18 protein-coding genes are annotated in these 14,902 nt (G+C 38.8%); 17 read left to right on the forward strand and 1 reads right to left on the reverse strand.

The annotated features are described in order from the left end of the window. Positions 1 to 23 precede the first annotated feature (23 nt). The 4 genes from ribD to JET18_RS20835 all read left to right on the forward strand — a co-directional run bounded on the left by ribD (position 24) and on the right by JET18_RS20835 (position 3,289). Positions 24 to 1,052 carry a bifunctional diaminohydroxyphosphoribosylaminopyrimidine deaminase/5-amino-6-(5-phosphoribosylamino)uracil reductase RibD gene (ribD, locus tag JET18_RS20820; RefSeq protein WP_202094442.1) on the forward strand — a complete coding sequence of 343 codons (1,029 nt, stop codon included), beginning with the start codon at positions 24 to 26 and terminating at the stop codon, positions 1,050 to 1,052. A gap of 377 nt (positions 1,053 to 1,429) precedes the next feature. Then, a complete protein-coding gene (locus JET18_RS20825) occupies positions 1,430 to 1,606 on the forward strand; it encodes a bacteriocin-like protein (protein ID WP_202094443.1) in 177 nt (58 codons plus the stop codon). Between the two features lie 214 nt (positions 1,607 to 1,820). Beyond that, positions 1,821 to 2,675: a hypothetical protein gene (locus JET18_RS20830; RefSeq protein ID WP_202094445.1), complete on the forward strand. Its 855-nt coding sequence runs from the start codon at positions 1,821 to 1,823 to the stop codon at positions 2,673 to 2,675. An 11-nt stretch (positions 2,676 to 2,686) separates the two neighbouring features. After that, on the forward strand, positions 2,687 to 3,289 hold the full coding sequence (locus JET18_RS20835) for an IMPACT family protein (RefSeq protein WP_202094447.1): 603 nt from the start codon (positions 2,687 to 2,689) through the stop codon (positions 3,287 to 3,289). Here JET18_RS20835 and JET18_RS20840 read toward each other — a convergent pair. Next, complete coding sequence (locus JET18_RS20840) at positions 3,286 to 3,996, reverse strand: zinc metallopeptidase (RefSeq protein WP_202094449.1); 711 nt, start codon at positions 3,994 to 3,996, stop codon at positions 3,286 to 3,288. The two genes, JET18_RS20835 and JET18_RS20840, sit on opposite strands and share 4 nt — an antisense overlap. A 105-nt stretch (positions 3,997 to 4,101) precedes the next feature. Between JET18_RS20840 and JET18_RS20845 the strand changes: the two genes are divergently transcribed. The 13 genes from JET18_RS20845 to JET18_RS20905 all read left to right on the forward strand — a co-directional run bounded on the left by JET18_RS20845 (position 4,102) and on the right by JET18_RS20905 (position 14,902). Continuing rightward, on the forward strand, positions 4,102 to 5,235 hold the full coding sequence (locus tag JET18_RS20845; protein WP_202094451.1) for a GTP cyclohydrolase: 1,134 nt from the start codon (positions 4,102 to 4,104) through the stop codon (positions 5,233 to 5,235). A 129-nt stretch (positions 5,236 to 5,364) separates the two neighbouring features. Beyond that, positions 5,365 to 5,541, forward strand: a complete 177-nt coding sequence (locus JET18_RS20850; RefSeq protein ID WP_202094453.1) for a hypothetical protein — start codon at positions 5,365 to 5,367, stop codon at positions 5,539 to 5,541. A gap of 220 nt (positions 5,542 to 5,761) precedes the next feature. Continuing rightward, positions 5,762 to 6,133 carry an NADH-quinone oxidoreductase subunit A gene (locus tag JET18_RS20855; RefSeq protein WP_202094454.1) on the forward strand — a complete coding sequence of 124 codons (372 nt, stop codon included), beginning with the start codon at positions 5,762 to 5,764 and terminating at the stop codon, positions 6,131 to 6,133. 101 nt (positions 6,134 to 6,234) lie between these two features. Further along, positions 6,235 to 6,795 (forward strand): NADH-quinone oxidoreductase subunit B, encoded by a 561-nt coding sequence (locus JET18_RS20860; protein WP_034730699.1) that lies wholly within the window; start codon positions 6,235 to 6,237, stop codon positions 6,793 to 6,795. A 3-nt stretch (positions 6,796 to 6,798) separates the two neighbouring features. Further along, positions 6,799 to 7,293, forward strand: a complete 495-nt coding sequence (locus tag JET18_RS20865) for an NADH-quinone oxidoreductase subunit C (protein ID WP_202094455.1) — start codon at positions 6,799 to 6,801, stop codon at positions 7,291 to 7,293. 61 nt (positions 7,294 to 7,354) lie between these two features. Next, on the forward strand, positions 7,355 to 8,578 hold the full coding sequence (nuoD, locus tag JET18_RS20870; protein ID WP_202094457.1) for an NADH dehydrogenase (quinone) subunit D: 1,224 nt from the start codon (positions 7,355 to 7,357) through the stop codon (positions 8,576 to 8,578). A 103-nt stretch (positions 8,579 to 8,681) separates the two neighbouring features. Beyond that, positions 8,682 to 9,191: an NADH-quinone oxidoreductase subunit NuoE family protein gene (locus tag JET18_RS20875; protein WP_123983030.1), complete on the forward strand. Its 510-nt coding sequence runs from the start codon at positions 8,682 to 8,684 to the stop codon at positions 9,189 to 9,191. A gap of 99 nt (positions 9,192 to 9,290) precedes the next feature. After that, on the forward strand, positions 9,291 to 10,649 hold the full coding sequence (gene nuoF, locus JET18_RS20880; protein WP_202094459.1) for an NADH-quinone oxidoreductase subunit NuoF: 1,359 nt from the start codon (positions 9,291 to 9,293) through the stop codon (positions 10,647 to 10,649). 8 nt (positions 10,650 to 10,657) lie between these two features. Continuing rightward, the gene (locus JET18_RS20885) at positions 10,658 to 11,536 is read left to right on the forward strand and encodes a hypothetical protein (protein ID WP_202094461.1); all 879 of its coding nucleotides are present in this window, start codon (positions 10,658 to 10,660) and stop codon (positions 11,534 to 11,536) included. Between the two features lie 43 nt (positions 11,537 to 11,579). Continuing rightward, positions 11,580 to 12,578 carry a 2Fe-2S iron-sulfur cluster-binding protein gene (locus tag JET18_RS20890; RefSeq protein WP_202094463.1) on the forward strand — a complete coding sequence of 333 codons (999 nt, stop codon included), beginning with the start codon at positions 11,580 to 11,582 and terminating at the stop codon, positions 12,576 to 12,578. A 93-nt stretch (positions 12,579 to 12,671) separates the two neighbouring features. Then, positions 12,672 to 13,736, forward strand: a complete 1,065-nt coding sequence (nuoH, locus tag JET18_RS20895; RefSeq protein ID WP_202094465.1) for an NADH-quinone oxidoreductase subunit NuoH — start codon at positions 12,672 to 12,674, stop codon at positions 13,734 to 13,736. Positions 13,737 to 13,847: 111 nt separating this feature from the next. Continuing rightward, entirely contained in the window at positions 13,848 to 14,405 is a 558-nt protein-coding gene (locus JET18_RS20900) for a NuoI/complex I 23 kDa subunit family protein (protein WP_034703566.1), read from the forward strand. Next, positions 14,405 to 14,902, forward strand: a complete 498-nt coding sequence (locus JET18_RS20905) for an NADH-quinone oxidoreductase subunit J family protein (protein WP_034703568.1) — start codon at positions 14,405 to 14,407, stop codon at positions 14,900 to 14,902. Before JET18_RS20900 ends, JET18_RS20905 begins: the two co-directional genes overlap by 1 nt.

The raw sequence follows: 14,902 nt of genomic DNA on the forward strand, positions 1-14,902 counted from the left end.
CTTCGCTTTTTTCTTTTTACCCTATGAACAACGACGAATTATATATTAAAAGATGCATCGAACTGGCCCAAAAAGCCATTGGTAAAACCTACCCCAACCCTCTTGTGGGCAGCGTGATTGTTCACAACGGAAAGATCATTGGTGAAGGGTACCATCATAAAGCAGGAGAAAATCATGCTGAGATCAATGCCATCAATTCTGTAGAAGATAAAAGTCTGATTCCTGAATCTACGATCTACGTTTCCCTGGAGCCTTGTGCGCATTACGGAAAAACACCGCCCTGTGCTTTAAAAATTAAAGAACTTGGTTTCAAAAAAGTAGTCATCGGTGCGATGGATTCCCATGATAAAGTGAATGGAAAAGGCAAGAAAATTATTCAGGATGCAGGCATTGAAGCGGTTTCAGGAATTCTTGAAAAGGAATGCATTCAGTTGAACAAAAGGTTTTTCACCTACCATGAAAAGAAAAGACCTTATATTATCTTAAAATGGGCAGAATCGGGGGACGGATTCTTAGATAAGGACTTCCAGCCAACAGCCATTTCAAATTCTTTGGTCAATCAGTTTGTTCACCAGTTAAGAGCTGATGAGCATGCCATATTGGTAGGAACGCAAACTGCTTTAACTGATAATCCAGGCCTTACCGTAAGAAATGCAGAAGGAACAAATCCTGTGAGAATCCTTATCGACTTTGATCTGAAGGTACCGGGAAATTTTAAAATTTACAACAATGAAGCCCCTACTTTCATCATCAATAATAAAAAAGAAGGAACGGAAAACAATATCAGATTCATTAAAGCCAGAAAAGAAAACTTCCTGCAGGATCTGATGAATGCCCTTTATCAAGAACAGATCCAGTCCGTGATTATTGAAGGTGGAAGCTATACCCTGCAGCAGTTTATTAAAGAGCAGCTTTGGGATCAAGCTATTGTCATCAGAAACGAAGGATTAAAACTGGAAAACGGAACGAGGGCCCCGCATCTAAATTCAAAACCTTATGAGATTAAAACTTTCAGGGATAATACCGTTTCATTTTATCTGTTCAATAAGTAAGCCGGACTTTTTAGTTTTCCCATTGTGCATTTTGAAAATCAATCTTAATCCGTTGATACTATTCATTCTTCGTTTTACTTTTTTAAATGAAATGCTTTTGTTTATCTGTATTAAAAACATTTTTTTGAAAAACTTTGTTTAGCCTTGTGGTTTTTAAACGCAAGGAAAGACGAAGATTCATTTGAATTTTCTTTAAATTAAGATAAACAAAGGCGTTTCACTTATTTCCGGAATACAAGAGCTTAAAGCCTGCAATGTATTTAACTTTTGAACAGGTTTATCAGCGATTCAATTTAACATAATAAAATTCATAGAAAAGAACCTTTTGATTTTAAAATAAATAAGTAACTTAACGGTGAATTAAAACTATAATTAAAATGAAAAATCTAAAGAAAATTTCAAGAATCGGCTTAAAAAGCATTAGCGGTGGCGCATTTGTGAACTGCACACTTCCTACCGGAGAATCTACAAGATGTAGAGATAAGTGTCCTGTGGATTTTTGTGGTCCTACCAACTACATGTGCCTGCTTCCGCTGGATTATTGCGGATCATAATAAGAATCAATATAAAAAAATATCCAGGATGCCGTCAAAAATTTTGACGGCTTCTTTATTGATCATAGTGTAGTTTAGCCCACATTGTATACTTTTGCATTGAATAAGTACGTTAATAATCCATAACGATTAATAACCTACACAATACATGAAAACTTTCCTTTTCTCAATAACAGCTATTATAGTCTTGATCTCATGCAGTTCAAAGAAAAATATGGCAGCCGGCAACCCGGAAAAACAGGCTACACAGGAGCTCAACTATATCCCCTATTATCTGGAAATTTATAAAGCAGATAGTTTAATGGTGATTAAAAAAGATGAAGAGGCCTTTCAGAAACTGGACAGTCTGTTCAAAATTTATCATCCTATCAATCAGGAGGCATATTCTGAACTCTTGAATTATGTACTGCTTTCTGAAAAACTGAAGAAAACCATTGACACTAAACCTTACCTCGAAAGTCTCATCAAAGATTGGGGGCTTACCGTAAAAGAACTTAAAAAAGAAAGTGCTTTAACTCAAATTTTAAAAAATAATTTCTCTGATACTGAACTTCTTGCTCTAGAGCAGCAGCACAATGAAAATATTGACTGGGAATACCGGAAATTACTGAAAGAAATGTCCATCATTGACCAAAGCAGCAGAAGAAAGCAAGAGGAGCCACAGGTAGATGAAGATAATATCAGGAAATTAATTCACCTTATCAGAACCAAAGGCTATCCGGATATTCCAACTGTGGGAAGAACAGGCAATGAAAATATTATACTTCCCGTTATCTATCATCACTTTGCCAGAGCAGATGAATACAAAGAATTCCGGACATTATTACTTGAAAACATCAAAAAAGGAAAAGCCGCCCCTTTTGAAATGAAAATGCTTATGCTTGGAAAATATGAACTTGTTTATCAGCAGAAGTATTTTGAACAAACGACCAGAGATACCATCCGTTCAAGAGGAATTACAACGCACTACCCAAAAGATACCTTTAATATAAGACGCCGCAATATCGGACTTCCCACTTTGGAATACGACCAATGGAAAGCCAACTTAATGAAGCAGAATAATAATTAATGTAACCTGAAATGTTCGAGTACAAAACGATAGAAAAACCCATAGAAAACACTTTACTAAAAGAAAAAGGAAGCAAGTTCATAGGATTTGCCTTTCCTGTGAATAATGAAAAGGAATTGAAGGACGCATTGGAAAAAGTAAGAACAGAACATCCAAAGGCTACCCATCACTGCTATGCGTTCAGAATGGGTCTGGAAGGTGAAAATTACCGCGCCAATGACGATGGTGAACCTTCCGGAAGTGCGGGTCTTCCAATATACAATCAGCTTCTGGCTCATGAAATCACGAATGTTTTAGTGATTTCCGTACGGTATTATGGAGGAACGAAACTTGGAGTTTCCGGATTGGTAAAAGCTTATAAAGAATGTGCTAAAATCACGCTTGAAGAAGCCAATATCATCACCAGGGAACTGGAAGCGGAAATTGAGATTCAGTTTAATTTCAACCAGCAGAATACTATTTTTACCCTGCTTTCAAAATATGATGCTAAGGTTTTGAATTTCGATGCGAACGAAAACTGCATTCTGACTGCTTCTTTAAAATTGGCCCAAAAAGAAAGCATCTCAGATAAACTATCCGAGATGCAGTATGTTACATTTGAATTTAAAGATTAATTTCTTCTTCCGCCAAGCAGTAGAGAACCCCAGTAAAGAAGCTGTGCCAGCGATCCGATCGCTGCAACAACATAGGTTCTGGCTGCCCATTTCAGACTGTCCTGTACGCCTACAAATTCTTCCTGAGTCACTGTGCCTGTATCCTTAAGCCACTTCATCGCTCTGTTACTCGCATCGTATTCAACCGGAAGCGTTACAAAAGCGAAAAGTGTCGTCATGGCAAACATCGCTACTCCAATCGCCAGAACAGCTGTATTTCCGTTCGGGTCTTGAATAGACCTTGTAGCCGCCATGATCCCGATACCTGCAAGCAGGACAAACTGCATCAGATTAGACGTTATATTGACAACAGGAACCAGTTTTGAACGCAGATTCAGCATGGAATACCCTACAGCATGCTGTACGGCATGTCCGCATTCATGAGCTGCCACGGCTGCTGCCGCTGCGTTTCTCTGCATATAGACTCCTTCAGAAAGATTAACTGTTTTGTCTGCCGGATTATAGTGGTCCGTAAGCTGGCCGGGAACTGAAATTACCTGCACATCATTGATCCCGTTATCTCTAAGCATTTTTTCTGCCACTTCTTTCCCTGATAAACCGTTTCTGAGATGTACATTGGAATAATATTCAAATTTCGATTTCAACCTTGATGAAACCCACCAGCTCACCAGCATTGAAATACCGATAATGATATAATAACCCGTCATTTTATATAGATTTTTTGTGTTTAATTTTAACCATAATGATGTAAAAACTGTGCCAAAGTATTACATTTTATTATTTATATTTGTCCTATAATTACCCTCTAAAATATGTCTGAAATTTCCATAATTGAAGTAAAAAACCCGAATGAATTAAAACAATTCGTAAGGTTTCCGATGGATCTCTATAAAAACAATCCCTATTATGTTCCCTCTTTTATAAAAGACGAAATTAAAATCTGGGATGCCAAAGAAAATCCGGCACTGAATTATTCAGAATCCAAGCAGTTTCTGGCCTATAAAAACAACAAGGTTGCAGGAAGAATCGCTGTGATGATTAATCACAAGGAAGAAAAGGAATTAGGCATTAAAAAAGTACGGTTTGGCTGGATTGATTTTATTGATGACCAGGAAGTTTCCAAAGCTTTAATTCAAAAAGCAATAGATTACGCCAGAGAAAATAAGATCGATAAAATTGAAGGCCCAATGGGTTTCACGAACCTCGACAAAGCAGGAATGCTGACGATGGGATTTGAAAAGCTGGCCACCATGATCGGAATTTATAATTATGAGTACTACCCTAAACATATGGAAGCCCTGGGACTGACCAAGGAAAAAGAATGGGTGGAATATGAAATGAATTTCCCGAAAGTTCTGCCTGAAAAAGTAGAAAAATTCAGCGGGCTTATTGCGCAGAAATACAAACTTAGAGTTCTTAATTTTAAGTCGAAACAGGAAATTCTGCCTTTCGTAGAGCCTATGTTTAAACTGCTTGATGAAACTTATAAGCATCTTTCAACGTATACACCTATCTCAGACGAACAGATCCAGACGTACAGAGAAAAATATTTCCCTTTTATAGACAAAAACTACGTCATCTGTGTCGTAGATGAAAATAACGAACTGGTTTCATTTGCCATTACGATGCCTTCTTATTCAAAAGCTTTACAGAAATCCAAAGGAAAACTGTTTCCGTTCGGATGGTGGCATTTCTTACAGGCCGGAAAGAAAAACGACCGCGCCAATTTCTATCTGATCGGAATTCACCCTGAATATCAGAGACGAGGGGTGACAGCCATTATATTCAAAGAAATTTTTGTACGATTTACCAGCATGGGAATTGAGTTTGCCGAAACCAATCCGGAACTGGAAGAAAACAAAAGCGTTCAGGTTCTGTGGCAGGACTACAATCCGGTAAATCATAAGAGGAGAAGAACGTACGCGCTGAATATAAGTAATGAGTAATGGGTAATGGGTTATTAGTGACTTATTTTAAACCTGTCATTAATAACTCAAACTTTTCAACTCAAAAACCCGCTTCTCAAAACCCGTACCCACGTAACCCGAACCACGCAACCCGAAACCCTAAACCCCATGAAACCACACCTCATAGTTTTCGCTGTTCTTATCGCAGCATTTATCGCTTATAATTTCTTCTTCAGGATTGAAGACGACAGAATGAATACGGTAGCCAATATCGTACTTGCCAGTATTCTTTTCGGATACATCGCTTTCATGGCCTACGCTCTTCTGAAAAAAATGAAGAAGTAACGGTTCACCACCTGCTATTCCTGTCTGAAATAAAATATTTCCCTTTTAACGGGTGCTACAAAAAAAGGGGAAAAATCCGCTAAAAAAATAATAGCAGGACTCTAATTTTTATTCATTCTAAATTACCACTTTTCCCTATTTTAATCCCACTTTTAAGCTTATTAATTTCATGCTTTCTTGTTTATTCGCTAAATTTGCAAATTGAGATAATAATGCAAAAATGAATTTACCTGAAAGTTATATTCCAATCCTGATTCAAGCAGGTGTAGCTGTGGCATTTGTAGCAGTTTCTTTGCTTGGAGCCCATTTTCTGGGACCGAAACAGAAAAAAGGAAATTCTGTAAAAAACCAAAGCTGGGAATGTGGAGTTCCTGTGGAAGGAAACGCCAGAACACCGTTTTCCATTAAGTACTTCCTAACTGCGGTATTGTTCGTACTATTCGATATTGAAATCGTATTTTTTTACCCATATGCGGTTAATTTCAGAGAATTCGGATTAGAAGGATTCCTGGCCGTACTTACCTTCGTGGCCATCTTTTTCATGGCATTCTTCTATGTCTGGAAGCGTGGCGCCTTGGATTGGGATAAATAAATTTTAACATTAAAAGATTTAATTTATTTAAATAATTTAAAAAAGGGCAATCCTTAATTTTTGAATCTTTAAATACTTCAATCTTTAAATATTTACTAAAAATGTCAGATAAAAAACCAGTAATAAGAACAGATGCACCTGCTCCGGAAGGATTTGAAGGAGAAGGGTTTTTCGCAACGAAACTGAGCAGTGTAATCGGGATGGCAAGAAAGTTTTCACTTTGGCCGTTACCTTTTGCAACCTCTTGTTGTGGTATCGAGTTTATGGCAACCCTGAATCCTACGTATGATGCTTCAAGATTTGGTATGGAAAGAAACTCTTTCTCACCAAGACAGGCAGATATGCTGATGGTTTGCGGAACTATATCTAAGAAATTAGGACCTGTCCTAAAAGAAGTTTACACTCAGATGGCCGAGCCAAAATGGGTAGTTGCAGTGGGAGCATGTGCTTCCAGCGGTGGTATTTTTGATACTTATTCTGTACTTCAGGGAATCGATAAAATCATTCCGGTAGACGTTTACGTTCCGGGATGTCCTCCAAGACCGGAGCAGATCATTGAAGGCGTAATGCAGGTTCAGGCTCTTTCAGAAAGCGAAAGCATCAGAAGAAGAGATATGCCGGAATATCAGAAATTATTAGATTCTTACAACATAAGCAACTAAGAGATGACAAACGAATTTGTATTAGAAGCCATCACAAGAGAATTTCCGGAGTCTGTTATTTCAAGTTCAGAACCTTATGGAATGCTGACGATTGAAGTGAAGAAGGAAGATATCAAAAAGATCATTCATTATCTGAGAGATTCATCGTTGGAATTCAATTTCCTTACTGATATCTGCGGGATCCATTATCCTGAATTTCCGGAGAAGGAAATTGGTGTAGTGTATCACCTGCACAATATGATGGCTAATTTCAGATTACGTCTGAAAATCTTTATGTCCAGAGAAAATGTAGAAGTGGATTCTTTAGTGGAATTATTTGCAGGAGCCAACTGGATGGAAAGAGAAACTTATGATTTCTACGGAATTAAATTCAAAGGACATCCTGATCTGAGACCTATCCTGAATATGGAAGACCTCGGATACCATCCCATGCTGAAGGAATACCGTCTGGAAGATGGAACAAGAACAGATAAGGACGATAATATGTTCGGAAGATAAAAAGCGAATGGCCAATGGCAGCCAGCCAATAGCCAGAAGCAAATAGCTAAAAGCAATCATTATGAAAGATAACTCATTATCTAATATACTTAACCAATACGAAAGTAAGGAGCAGATTGACGGGCAGCTGTATACCCTCAATTTAGGACCTACCCACCCTGCTACCCACGGGATCTTCCAGAATATCTTAACGATGGACGGAGAAAGAATCCTTCACGCAGAGCAGACGGTAGGATACATCCACAGAGCATTTGAAAAAATTTCCGAAAGAAGAAATTATTCTCAGATCACTACCCTTACCGACCGTATGAATTACTGTTCTGCACCGATCAACAACCTGGGTTGGCACATGACGGTAGAAAAGCTGATTGGCGTAAAAGTTCCAAAGCGTGTAGATTATATGCGTGTTATTTTGATGGAGCTGGCAAGAATCGGTGATCACCTGATCTGTAACGGGGTAACCGGAATGGATGCAGGAGCTATTACAGGTCTTACCTATATGTTCATCGAAAGAGAGCGTATTTACGATATGTACGAACAGATCTGCGGAGCGAGAATGACGACGAATATGGGAAGAATCGGAGGATTTGAAAGAGATTTCACCCCGAAATTCCATGAGCTGTTACAGGATTTCTTAAAAACTTTCCCGGCAAGATTCAAAGAATTCGGAACTTTATTGGAAAGAAACAGAATCTTTATGGACAGAACCATTGGTGCAGGAGCAATCTCTGCCGAAAGAGCATTAAGCTATGGTTTTACAGGTCCGAACCTACGTGCAGCAGGAGTAGATTATGACGTAAGAGTTGCACAGCCTTATTCTTCTTACGAGGATTTCGACTTTATCATTCCTGTAGGAACTGCGGGTGATACGTACGACCGTTTCATGGTTCGTCAGCAGGAAATCTGGGAATCCCTAAAAATTATCAAACAAGCATACGAAAACCTTCCTGAAGGACCATTCCACGCGGATGTTCCGGATTTCTATCTTCCTGAAAAGGCAGATGTATATCAGAAAATGGAAGCTTTGATCTACCATTTCAAAATCGTTATGGGAGAAACAGACGTGCCTAAAGGAGAAGTTTACCATGCTGTAGAAGGAGGAAACGGAGAATTAGGATTCTATCTGGTGAGCGACGGAGGGAGAAGCCCTTACAGACTTCACTTCAGAAGACCATGCTTCATCTACTATCAGGCCTATCCTGAAATGATCACAGGTTCTGTAATTTCAGACGCGATCGTTACCATGTGTAGTATGAATATTATTGCGGGAGAATTAGACGCATAAAAAATGTAAAAAGTACAATGTAGGATGTACAATGTACTTGAAAATATAAATAGATAATAAATACTTTGTACTTTGTACAATGTACATTTTACAACAAAATAAAATGAGCGAAACAATAGCTTTTAAACCGGAAAGTTTAGCACAGGTACACAAAATTATCGCAAGATATCCTGAGGGAAGGCAAAAATCTGCTCTTCTTCCTGTACTTCACTTAGCACAGAAAGAATTCGGAGGATGGTTAGACGTTCCTGTGATGGATTATGTTGCAGAATTATTAAGTATTAAGCCAATTGAAGTATATGAAGTAGCTACTTTTTATACCATGTTCAATATGAAGCCGGTTGGTAAATATGTTTTGGAAGTATGCAGAACGGGACCTTGTATGGTGTGCGGAAGCGAAAAGATCCTTGACCATATCAGAACCAAACTGAACATAAAGGACGGAGAGACTACCGAAGACGGTATGTTTACCCTAAAGCCTGCTGAATGTCTTGGAGCTTGCGGATACGCACCCATGCTTCAGCTTGGAAAATTCTTTCATGAAAATTTAACGATAGAAAAAGTGGACGAAATCCTTGATCTTTGCAGACAGGGACAAGTGGCTTTAGACTAATAAATATTTTAAATTCTAAATTTTAGATTTTAAATTATTCACTAAGTTTTAATAATTAAATGCAGGAAGCCAAAAGCCAATTGCAACAAGCAAATAACAATGAGTAAAAAACTTTTACTTAAAGACGCACATATAGAAGGCATTCGCTACTTTGAAACTTACCGTAAACAGGGAGGTTACACCGCAGCTGAAAAAGCCTTGAAAATGACACCTGAGGAAATTCTTGAAGAAGTAAAAACTTCAGGACTTCGTGGACGTGGTGGAGCTGGATTCCCGACAGGGATGAAATGGAGCTTTCTGGCAAAACCGGAAGGCGTACCAAGACACCTTGTAGTGAATGCCGATGAATCTGAGCCTGGAACTTTCAAGGACAGATATCTGATGGAATTCCTTCCTCATCTATTGATCGAGGGAATGCTGATCTCATCTTTTGTTTTAGGTTCCAATGTTTCTTATATCTACATCCGTGGAGAATATTCATGGATCCCGGATATTTTGGAAGAAGCCATTGAAGAAGCCAAAGCAGCAGGATTTTTAGGTAAAAACATCTTGGGAACAGGTTTCGATTGCGAAATTTATGTTCAGAGAGGTGGTGGAGCTTATATCTGTGGTGAAGAAACAGCATTGCTTGAATCTCTTGAAGGGAAAAGAGGAAACCCTAGATTAAAACCACCATTTCCGGCTGTAAAAGGACTTTGGGAAAGACCAACGGTTGTAAATAACGTTGAATCTATCGCAGCCATCGTTCCAATCGTTGATATGGGAGGAGCTGAATATGCTAAAATCGGAGTGGGAAGATCTACAGGTACGAAACTGATTTCGGCTTGTGGAAACATCAACAAACCTGGAGTTTACGAAATCGATATGACCATTACGGTTGAGGAATTCATCTATTCTGATGAATACTGTGGTGGAATTAAAGACGGAAAAAAATTAAAAGCTTGTATCCCTGGAGGAAGCTCAGTTCCGATTGTTCCAGCTAATTTATTATTAAGAACAGTAAACGGAGAACCAAGATACATGAACTATGAATCACTGGCAGACGGTGGTTTTGCTACCGGAACCATGATGGGTTCAGGTGGTTTCATCGTTTTGGATGAAGACCAGTGTATCGTGGAACATACCATGACTTTAGCGAGATTCTACAATCACGAAAGCTGTGGACAATGTACGCCTTGCCGTGAAGGTACAGGATGGATGTACAAAATTTTAAAGAAAATAGAAAAAGGAGAAGGAAAAATGGAAGACATTGACCTTCTTTGGGATATTCAGAGAAAGATCGAAGGAAATACGATCTGTCCGCTGGGTGATGCAGCAGCCTGGCCGGTTGCCGCAGCGATCCGTCATTTCAGAGATGAATTTGAATGGCATATCAAGAACCCTGAATTATCTCAGACACAAAATTATGGATTGGCCAATTATGCAGATCCTATCCCGGCCGTTGAAAATAATGCTTAGCTAAAAAGATGAAGAAGTTATTGGTTGTCGGCTTAATGATGTCGGGGTTTGCTTTCGGGCAGATAAAACAAGATACATTAGACAAAGAATATACATTGGAGGCAGCTCCAGTTAAAGAAAAGAAACAAAAACCCAATCCTTTGAGCAAGAAAGGTCAGGTGTTTGTGTTCTTTGGGTGGAACAGAGGAGCTTTCAGCAATTCTGACATTCATTTCACAGGAAATGGATATGATTTTCAACTGAATAATGTACAGGCAAGAGATAAGCCTACAAAATTTGGAATCGTTTATTTCGATCCAAGCTGGTTTACCGTAACGCAGTACAATTTCAGGATTGGATATTTTATAAAAGATAATTTAGCCCTTGTTTTAGGGATAGATCATATGAAATACGTGATGAAGCAAAATCAGACTGTTGATTTTTCAGGCACAATTTCAGATCCTAAATATGCAGGAATGGTACAGAACGGACAGGTTAATTTAGCCGACACCCAATTCCTTACTTTCGAGCATACAGACGGATTGAATTATGAAAATTTAGGTCTTGAGAAATACAAAAATCTGATTCATAAGAAGAATATAGATTTAGTATGGTCTTACGGTGCAGGAATCGGGGTGATGTTTCCTAAAAGTAACATCAAGCTTTTCGGAAATGAAAGAAGCGACCGTTTTCACGTAGCAGGTATGGGAACCGATCTTAGAACCAGCCTTAATATGGTTTTCTGGAAAAACTGGATGATCAGAGCAGAGGCTAAAGCCGGATATATCAATATGTGGGACATTAAAACTACATTGAATAATAAGCCGGATAAAGCACGTCAGGATTTTGTTTTCGGACAGGTCCTTGCAGGAATCGGGTATACATTTAACACGAAGAAGTATAATTAAAATATAGCTTAACGCCTTAAAAGCATAAGCGAAAGCATAGAATATGAGCGAAGAGGTTAAAAAATTCAAAATAACTATAGACGGACAGACTACCGAAGTTTTGCCTGGGACTTCTATTTTGGAAGCTGCCAGACAAATTGGTGGAAAATCTGTACCTCCTGCAATGTGCTATTACAGCAAATTGGAAACCAGTGGGGGGAGATGTAGAACTTGCTTAGTGGAAGTTTCGAAAGGATCCGAAGCAGATCCCCGCCCTATGCCTAAATTAGTTGCTAGTTGCAGAACTAACGTAATGGACGGTATGGAAGTGAAAAACCTTTCTTCTGAAAAAGCTCAGGAAGGTAGAAAAGCCGTTACCGAATTCTTATTGGTGAATCACCCTCTTGACTGTCCGGTTTGTGACCAGGCTGGTGAATGCCACCTTCAGGATCTTGGTTATGAGCACGGAAACCTTCAGACCAGAACTGAATTTGAAAGAAATACGTACGAAGCAGACGATCTTGGTCCGAATATCAAGTTGAATATGAACCGTTGTATTCTTTGTGCAAGATGTGTATTGGCAGCCAATCAGTTAACAGGTGAAAGAGAGCATGGTATTCTTTTCAGAGGAGATCATGCTGAAATTTCAACCTATTTAAATAAAGCTTTGGATAATGACTTCATCGGAAACGTAATCGACGTTTGTCCGGTAGGTGCATTAACTGACAGAACTTCCCGATTTGCAAGCAGAGTTTGGTTCACAAAGCCAATGAATGCGACCTGCAAATGTGATAAATGTTCAGGAAAAGCCGTAGTTTGGATGAAAGGTGACGAAATTGTAAGAGTTACGGCCAGAAAAGACCAGTGGGGAGAAGTAGAAGAATTCATCTGCGATACCTGTCGTTTCGAAAGAAAAGAACTATCTGACTGGAATATTGAAGGTCCCAGACATATCGACAGACACTCGGTAATTTCATTGAACCACTACGAAAAACCTAAGGATGAGCTGAGAGTATTAGACAATCCTATGGCGAAAGAAATCAGTGAAAAAGACGAAAAATAATTGATAATGAGTTGATGTGATGATTAGATGATACGATAATTAATCTCTATCTTCTAACATCTAACTTCTAATATCTAACATCTAAAAATAAAAATGGATTTACTAACATTTAAAGTTATACTTGTACTAGCGCTTTTCCTGCTGTCTCTTACGATAGCCGCCTACTCTACCTGGGCAGAAAGAAAAGTTGCCTCTATCATGCAGGATAGAATTGGTCCCAACAGAGCAGGACCTTTCGGATTGCTGCAGCCTCTTGCTGACGGTGGAAAGTTCTTCTTCAAGGAAGATTTTACCCCTGCCAATGCTGAAAAGTTTCTTTTCGTATTAGGCCCGGCTTTGGTTATGTTTATTTCATTGATCACGGGAGCCGTTATTCCTTGGGGTAAAACATTGAATTTTGGTGGAGTTTCCTATGATTTACAAGTAGCAAATATTGATGTTGGAGTACTTTTCATCATCGGAATGGCTTCCATTGGTGTATACGGAATCATGATCGGAGGTTGGGCTTCGAATAACAAATATTCATTATTAGGAGCTATCCGTGCATCTTCACAGATGATCTCTTACGAATTGGCGATGGGATTAGCTTTGCTTTCTATCATCATGATGTCAGGAAGTTTAGACTTAAAAGAAATTACGGAAAGTCAGACCACTGGAAAATTATGGGGAGTTATTCCCTGGATTTCAGGTATGAACTGGAATATTTTCTACCAACCGATTGCCTTCCTTGTATTCTTCGTGGCTGCTTTGGCAGAAACCAACAGACACCCTTTCGATTTACCTGAATGTGAATCTGAACTGGTAACAGGATATTCTACGGAATATTCTTCCATGAAGTTAGGACTGTATATGTTCGGTGAATATGTGAACATGTTTATCTCCAATGCTTTCATGGTCGTTCTTTTCTTCGGTGGTTACAACTACCCGGGAATTGAATGGGTCACTCAGAACTGGGGCGAAAACGTAGCAGGAATCTTAAGTATCGTTGCATTTTTAACGAAAACGGTAATCGGAATTCTGATCTTTATGTGGATCAGATGGACGCTTCCAAGATTCAGATATGACCAACTGATGCACTTAGGATGGAAAACTCTGATCCCAATGGCATTAGTAAACCTATTGATAACAGGTGCTGTAATTTTAGCATTTGCCAACTAGAATAATTTGAAAATGAGATGATGTGATGATGTGATAATTTGGTGATCCGGGCAGAATTTCCCGCTTCCATCTTCTAACATCTAACGTCTAACATCTAACATCTATAATTAAATGAAACTTACAAACAGATCAAAAGTTGTTTCCAACAAAGAAATGACCCTTGCTGAAAAAATCTACCTTCCTGCTATTTTTACCGGGATGGGGATTACATTTAAGCATGCTGTAAGAACCGTGATAAAAGGTGCTCCCGCAGTATATTCGTATCCGGAAGTACAGAAACCCAGAACTACCATCTGGAGAGGTCAGCACGTTCTGAAAAGAGACGAGGAAGGCAGAGAAAGATGTACAGCCTGTGGACTTTGTGCCGTAGCCTGTCCTGCAGAAGCCATCACCATGACGGCTTCAGAGAGAACGAAGGAGGAAAAAGGGCTTTACAGAGAAGAAAAATATGCTTCAGTATACGAAATCAATATGCTGAGATGTATTTTCTGCGGAATGTGTGAAGAAGCCTGTCCTAAATCTGCGATATATCTTACAGACAGATTGGTGGATGTGGAAACCAACAGAGGATCTTTCATCTATGGAAAAGACAAATTGGTTGAAAAAATAAATGAAAGGATTGACATTACGACAAGACAATCCGAGAAACAAAAAAATGCGGTAAAATAATGGATCAGTTTTTATTTTTCTTGGTGGCGTTTTTAGCAGTGGCCAGTGCAGTATACTTTGTATTTGCAAGAAATCCGCTCTATGCTATTTTGTCATTAATTGTTACGATGTTTTCAATTGCGGGAATGTACATTCTTCTGAATGCCCAGTTCCTTGCAATCATTCAGATCATAGTGTACGCAGGAGCCATCATGGTATTATTCCTTTATATCCTGATGATGCTTAACCTTAATAAACAAGACGAAAGTAAGAAGAACAATACTTTAAAATTTGTTGGAGTTTTTACAGCCGGTCTTTTATTAATTGGAGTTTTAGGCGTATTCAGAGGCGTTCAGGACAATCACATTGTTGTTGAAAATGTAGACAAGGGTGTGGGTCTTACCAAAAATCTGGGCAGACTTTTGTTTAATCAATATGTTTTACCGTTTGAGCTTGCATCCATCCTTATTTTGGCAGGTATTGTAGGTGCGGTATTAATCGGTAAAAAAGATTTATAA

Source organism: Chryseobacterium endalhagicum, from assembly GCF_016745235.1.
In the GTDB taxonomy this organism is placed as follows: Bacteria; Bacteroidota; Bacteroidia; order Flavobacteriales; family Weeksellaceae; genus Chryseobacterium; species Chryseobacterium endalhagicum.

Excerpts from the sequence above, each read along its gene's own strand:
- ribD (WP_202094442.1), top strand. The coding sequence starts at position 24 with ATGAACAACGACGAATTATATATTAAAAGATGCATCGAACTGGCCCAA.
- JET18_RS20825 (WP_202094443.1), top strand. The coding sequence starts at position 1,430 with ATGAAAAATCTAAAGAAAATTTCAAGAATCGGCTTAAAAAGCATTAGC.
- JET18_RS20830 (WP_202094445.1), top strand. The coding sequence starts at position 1,821 with ATGGCAGCCGGCAACCCGGAAAAACAGGCTACACAGGAGCTCAACTAT.
- JET18_RS20835 (WP_202094447.1), top strand. The coding sequence starts at position 2,687 with ATGTTCGAGTACAAAACGATAGAAAAACCCATAGAAAACACTTTACTA.
- JET18_RS20840 (WP_202094449.1), bottom strand. The coding sequence starts at position 3,996 with ATGACGGGTTATTATATCATTATCGGTATTTCAATGCTGGTGAGCTGG.
- JET18_RS20845 (WP_202094451.1), top strand. The coding sequence starts at position 4,102 with ATGTCTGAAATTTCCATAATTGAAGTAAAAAACCCGAATGAATTAAAA.
- JET18_RS20850 (WP_202094453.1), top strand. The coding sequence starts at position 5,365 with ATGAAACCACACCTCATAGTTTTCGCTGTTCTTATCGCAGCATTTATC.
- JET18_RS20855 (WP_202094454.1), top strand. The coding sequence starts at position 5,762 with ATGAATTTACCTGAAAGTTATATTCCAATCCTGATTCAAGCAGGTGTA.
- JET18_RS20860 (WP_034730699.1), top strand. The coding sequence starts at position 6,235 with ATGTCAGATAAAAAACCAGTAATAAGAACAGATGCACCTGCTCCGGAA.
- JET18_RS20865 (WP_202094455.1), top strand. The coding sequence starts at position 6,799 with ATGACAAACGAATTTGTATTAGAAGCCATCACAAGAGAATTTCCGGAG.
- nuoD (WP_202094457.1), top strand. The coding sequence starts at position 7,355 with ATGAAAGATAACTCATTATCTAATATACTTAACCAATACGAAAGTAAG.
- JET18_RS20875 (WP_123983030.1), top strand. The coding sequence starts at position 8,682 with ATGAGCGAAACAATAGCTTTTAAACCGGAAAGTTTAGCACAGGTACAC.
- nuoF (WP_202094459.1), top strand. The coding sequence starts at position 9,291 with ATGAGTAAAAAACTTTTACTTAAAGACGCACATATAGAAGGCATTCGC.
- JET18_RS20885 (WP_202094461.1), top strand. The coding sequence starts at position 10,658 with ATGAAGAAGTTATTGGTTGTCGGCTTAATGATGTCGGGGTTTGCTTTC.
- JET18_RS20890 (WP_202094463.1), top strand. The coding sequence starts at position 11,580 with ATGAGCGAAGAGGTTAAAAAATTCAAAATAACTATAGACGGACAGACT.
- nuoH (WP_202094465.1), top strand. The coding sequence starts at position 12,672 with ATGGATTTACTAACATTTAAAGTTATACTTGTACTAGCGCTTTTCCTG.
- JET18_RS20900 (WP_034703566.1), top strand. The coding sequence starts at position 13,848 with ATGAAACTTACAAACAGATCAAAAGTTGTTTCCAACAAAGAAATGACC.
- JET18_RS20905 (WP_034703568.1), top strand. The coding sequence starts at position 14,405 with ATGGATCAGTTTTTATTTTTCTTGGTGGCGTTTTTAGCAGTGGCCAGT.